The organism is Acinetobacter sp. A1 (assembly GCF_012371315.1).
In the GTDB taxonomy this organism is placed as follows: domain Bacteria; phylum Pseudomonadota; class Gammaproteobacteria; order Pseudomonadales; family Moraxellaceae; genus Acinetobacter.
Window position 1 is genome coordinate 1 of the sequence record NZ_JAAZQY010000060.1, and the last position, 4,688, is coordinate 4,688.

The following is a 4,688-nucleotide window of genomic DNA, read 5'->3' on the forward strand; positions in this document are numbered from 1 at the left end:
TCCCTAATAGTTAGTAGTCAATCCCTAATAGTTAGTAGTCAATCCCTAATAGTTAGTAGTCAATCCCTAATAGTTAGAGCGATAACAATATGATTATAAAAGAGAAAAACGACCCGAAAATATTTAAAATATTTAAAATATTTAAAAAAGAGAGAAATTAAAAAAACCTGTGGAAAACTGCCCTATGTTTTCGCTTCGCTCAAACTCTATTGCTGTTCGCTATCGCTCACAGCTAGGGGGCAGTTTTTGGTTATTCCTGTTTGAGATGCCAATGCAGCAAAAGCAACTATGAATTCGCTTCGCTCATAGTTTTTTTCACTCGCTTCGCTCGGTCTAGGTGCTAATGTCTGCATGGAAATATGAGTTTTCTAGGATTCAAGGCACTTAAAAACGGTTTTTCAGCGAGTCTAGGCGCAACTTTTCGTTGTGTCGCTCGTAGACACTCGCTCGGTTATTTGAATATATTTTTTTCAATTTAATTACTTGTTTTTAATTTAGTTAAATTCTAAAATTAAAAAGGAAAGCTAGTTTAACTCCACATTTTAAACTAGCTTTCCTTTTCATATGACACTCCTAAGCGAAAAGTGACAATTTTTGTCACTTTCTAACTAATAAAATGACGGAAATTTTAGTTCTATATTTAAAATAATGATTTATAATGATTTATAATGATTGGCACAGTTTGTGCTAGTTTTATTTTAATATTGTACCTTACAACAGTTTTTGGGGAATGTTATGACTACACAAAAAGGTTTTACATTAATCGAACTAATGATAGTTGTTGCTATTATCGGTATTCTTGCAGCTATTGCTATACCTGCTTATCAAGACTACATGGCTAAAGCAAAAGTATCAGCTGCCTTAGGCGAAATAGCCGCTCATAAAACACAATTTGAATTAGAAATGAATGAGGGTCGTACACCTAGTGCGACTACTGTCGGCTTTCCTGCATCTACTACAGCAAACTGTTCTACTCTTACTGTAAATGCAAGTGGTATGAAATGCGTATTAGATAAAGCTCCAGCTAAGTTAGGTACAACAGCATATGTAAACTTGGTTTATACAGAGACAACCTACGAAACTACAGGCGCGATAAAAGTGGCAGGTGGCTTTAGTTGTGTTGTAAATAAAGACATGCCAACAGGTATGATTCCTCAAGGCTGTACTGCGTCTACTACCTAATTAAAAAGTAAATCTAAACGCATCAAATTTGGTGCGTTTTTTCTTATGTCTTTAAACAATATATTAAGTAGATGTGAGTTGGTAATTCTTTAGACTATCCAGCATTAACTCTAGGTTTTATCTTTTATTTTATCTTACTGAAATTAAAATTTAGCTCGATTCTTTAAAATATGGTTTTAACCATGTTTTAAAGTCGGGCAACTTTGCGACTGCTGTCATTGATTCGGTGATGGCAAGAGCCGAGCAAAGTACTGTCTAATCATTATTTTGGGTCAATCACACAATAATCCTTATTCGCTCCGTGACAGTCATTTTTCATGATGCGAACGCAAGACTTCCCATTGCAATTTTTAATATCTAGGCTGTATTTTTGTTCTAGCCATGCAACGTCTGCTCTACGCTGTTTGATTTCGTCCATGCTCGGCACATATAAAAATAATGCTAAAAAGAAAACGATCAGCAAGCTAATAAAAGCACTGGCGTAGATTGCCATGAATCGCCAGTCAAGTTGATTGGTTGCATTGTTTAATTCCCGAATACTGTTGTTGAGTGCGTCTATTTGCTTCTGATTGGCGTTTTTTAGGTGTTTTTCGGTCTTATTGAGTACTCCGCTAGCCACTTCCTTGTAAAACGCTTCTAATCGCTTGTTATCGTCTGCTATGGCTTCTCGATACTCTTTCATAGATGCCAGTAAAATATAGAGCTGGTCATCTAGGTCGTTTTGGTTGCTCATCGGTACATTCCGCCCTGATCTAAGTCTTGTGATGCTTTACGGTTGGCTCGCTCGGCTTGCTGTTGCTCTAGTTTTTGCTGTCGTTGTATTTCGGCTTGGCGTTCTTGTTCTAGGCGTTTAGCTTCTTGGTTTTTCTGCCATTGCTCGAAGCCTTGCTCGGCACGGTTTAAACCACGCTGTAAAACGCTGTCTGTGCGCTGTTGCTGTTGTTTGAGGTGTTGGGCGTTGTGTTGCTTCACATGGTCGTTATAACGGCTGATTTCGGTGTCTATGCCTTGTCTACGAAGTTGAGTGACCGAAGTCCCCTCATGAATGGTGGCTTGTAGTCCATTGTTCTGATCGGCATAGCTGCGGTGGTCTATTTTTTCTCGGTAGCCTGCTCGCTCCAGTGCGTGATTGGCTAAGTCCGCCCATGTTTCCCGAATCTGTTTGATGTCGTCTTGGGTTGTTCCCATATTTAGGCTTTTGCGTTTGGCATTACTTAACTCAATATCGGTTTTTGTCGTCAAAGTGAGTTTATTGTCAGGGTCTAATTCAGCTTTTCGGGTGGTCAGCATGATATGGGCGTGATGGTTTTTATCATTTCCGCCTTTGCTGGGTTCGTGAATGGCTAAATCTGCGATCACGCCATAGCGATCAACAAGTGATTGGGCAAACTCTTTTGCCAAGTCCTTACGTTGATCTGCATCCAGTTCATCAGGTAAGGCAATCACCCATTCTCTAGCGGTTCGAGCATCTTTGCGGTTTTCGGACTGTTCCGCCAAGTTCCACAACTCGCTACGGTCTATTTCTATATCAAGGTTAGACACAATTTCGCTATGGGCGACACCGTCCTTTCTCGTAAAGTCGTGGGTTAGTCCTGTTCGTTCATCTTTGAGTTTTTCCCCTGAACGGTAGGCAGACGATGCAACCGCAGTTCGTCCCGAACTTCGATTCACTGTTTTTGTTGAGCAATGATAAATCGCCATTTTTTCTTTCGCCTTTTTAAATTGCGTAGCAATTTTTTGGGGTTAAGGGGATTCCCCTTACGCAACGATGACTTGAATGAAATTCAAGTCGTAAGTGCGCATTTCATGAAAAACACGATAGCATATTACCCGCTTGAATTTCAATTCATAGGGTCTTATGCTTGAGTGGTTTTCTATATTCCGAAATTAACCGTTATGACTAAATCTGCTGAAAATATCGAAAAGAAAATTGAAGCCCAGTTAGAGAAGCTGAAACAGTTAAAAGCACAGAAACAGGCTATTGAAGCAAGAGAACGTACCAAAAAGAAAGAACAGGAGCGTAAGGATGATACTCGGCGTAAAATTTTGCTCGGTTCTTACTTGATTAAGAAAATGCAGGCAAATGAAGCCAATAAAGAAAAAATACTCGCTGAACTCAACGAATATTTAACAGAAAATAGAGATCGACAGCTTTTTGAGTTGCCCGACATTGAAGCCTAATTTTTCTTAGCTGTTTGGTTGTTTTGTTCGGCTTGATACTCTGGAATGAGCGTATTTAAAACCTTTTGAATATTGTCCTTGTCTTCTATCTGTAAATTATCTCGATAGTAAATTAAGTCCTGTATTTTGCTTTCCATCTGCATTTTTTCGGTGGGTTCGGCATCTTTGGATAGTCGGGATAATAGGAAGATATAACCGCATATATTTTCCCTCGCAATTTCATAATTTACGATGTCGAGGTATTCAACGGTCACATGCTTTAGATCGGTTGATAGGTTATTTAATTTAATCATGGCTGAAATCCTGATTTTTCTAAAATTGGATAAAGCTCTCTGAATTTTTCAGGCTCTAAAAGCATTTCAGCGATACGAACAGCAAATTGCTGATAGCTTTCTGTACCTTGAGAATACTTAGACATTTCAGGCATTTCAGACATTTTATTAGCGAATAAGTGACGCTGTGCATCAGTCATTTTGATAAAAAAGTCGGGTGTGTTTGGATCTCGTTTAGGGTCTAGTGTTTTAGGTTTTTGTTTCTGCTTAATCGTAAATTTTATATGGGTAAATTTACGCCCTGTTTTTTGAGGTATTGCCGTAACTTTTAAATCTGATTGTTCGTTAATTTCTTTAATGGATGGGTCTATAACCCAAGCAATTAAATTCCCCGTTGTTTTATATCTTGAGCCTAAATCTAGCATTATTCTTAAATCATCTATGGCTATTGAACGCTCCCCAGCAGATTTATATTGAGTTAGTAGCTCATAGATGCGTACAGAGTATGCCCCCTGCATTTTTGCTACTTCAGATAGCATATATTGAGTGAAATTCGCTTTTACATTGGATATAAATGGCAATATATCCTTAGAAAACCTAAGAGCAACAATACTCTGATTTTCTGTAAACTCTATACGTTGAACCCAACGCATTTTTATCAGTTTTTCATCAATAACTAGGCTAATAGAACGCTCATACAAGCGGTTTACAGCTTCTTTTAAGTCCCTATAAGCTGTTTTCTCATGCACCCCTAAAGCCTGTAAGTCTTGGATACTGACAGTATAGATTTCATCATCTGACACTTCACACATTTTAGGTATCTTGGCGATAGCCGATAAAACAACACGCTGTTCAACAACAGATAGGCGATAACTAGCCTCAATAACTTGGTTCGATTTCACTACTAATTCATTTTGCATAATTCTGTATTCATTTTAAGTATTAGATATAATTTATACTAATATATTAGATAAAACAATCCCTAATAGTTAGTAGTCAATCCCTAATAGTTAGTAGTCAATCCCTAATAGTTAGTAGTCAATCCCTAATAGT

The 4,688-nt window shown here is 38.0% G+C and carries 6 protein-coding genes; 2 read left to right on the top strand and 4 right to left on the bottom strand.

The annotated features are described in order from the left end of the window. Nucleotides 1-735: 735 nt before the first annotated feature. The gene (locus HHA41_RS12725) at nucleotides 736-1,182 is read left to right on the top strand and encodes a pilin (RefSeq protein WP_168461931.1); all 447 of its coding nucleotides are present in this window, start codon (nucleotides 736-738) and stop codon (nucleotides 1,180-1,182) included. A 262-nt stretch (nucleotides 1,183-1,444) separates the two neighbouring features. Here the strand turns inward: HHA41_RS12725 and HHA41_RS12730 are convergent, their stop codons facing one another. Continuing rightward, entirely contained in the window at nucleotides 1,445-1,915 is a 471-nt protein-coding gene (locus tag HHA41_RS12730; protein WP_168461933.1) for a hypothetical protein, read from the bottom strand. Then, nucleotides 1,912-2,883, bottom strand: a complete 972-nt coding sequence (mobQ, locus tag HHA41_RS12735) for a MobQ family relaxase (protein ID WP_151205511.1) — start codon at nucleotides 2,881-2,883, stop codon at nucleotides 1,912-1,914. Before mobQ ends, HHA41_RS12730 begins: the two co-directional genes overlap by 4 nt. A gap of 195 nt (nucleotides 2,884-3,078) precedes the next feature. Here mobQ and HHA41_RS12740 point away from each other — a divergent pair, with 195 nt between their 5' ends. Next, complete coding sequence (locus tag HHA41_RS12740; protein ID WP_026438544.1) at nucleotides 3,079-3,363, top strand: hypothetical protein; 285 nt, start codon at nucleotides 3,079-3,081, stop codon at nucleotides 3,361-3,363. Here HHA41_RS12740 and HHA41_RS12745 read toward each other — a convergent pair. Both HHA41_RS12745 and repM read right to left on the bottom strand, forming a co-directional pair. Next, complete coding sequence (locus HHA41_RS12745; RefSeq protein WP_032072979.1) at nucleotides 3,360-3,656, bottom strand: hypothetical protein; 297 nt, start codon at nucleotides 3,654-3,656, stop codon at nucleotides 3,360-3,362. The two genes, HHA41_RS12740 and HHA41_RS12745, sit on opposite strands and share 4 nt — an antisense overlap. Then, nucleotides 3,653-4,555: a replication initiation protein RepM gene (repM, locus tag HHA41_RS12750; protein ID WP_168461934.1), complete on the bottom strand. Its 903-nt coding sequence runs from the start codon at nucleotides 4,553-4,555 to the stop codon at nucleotides 3,653-3,655. Before repM ends, HHA41_RS12745 begins: the two co-directional genes overlap by 4 nt. Nucleotides 4,556-4,688 lie beyond the last annotated feature (133 nt).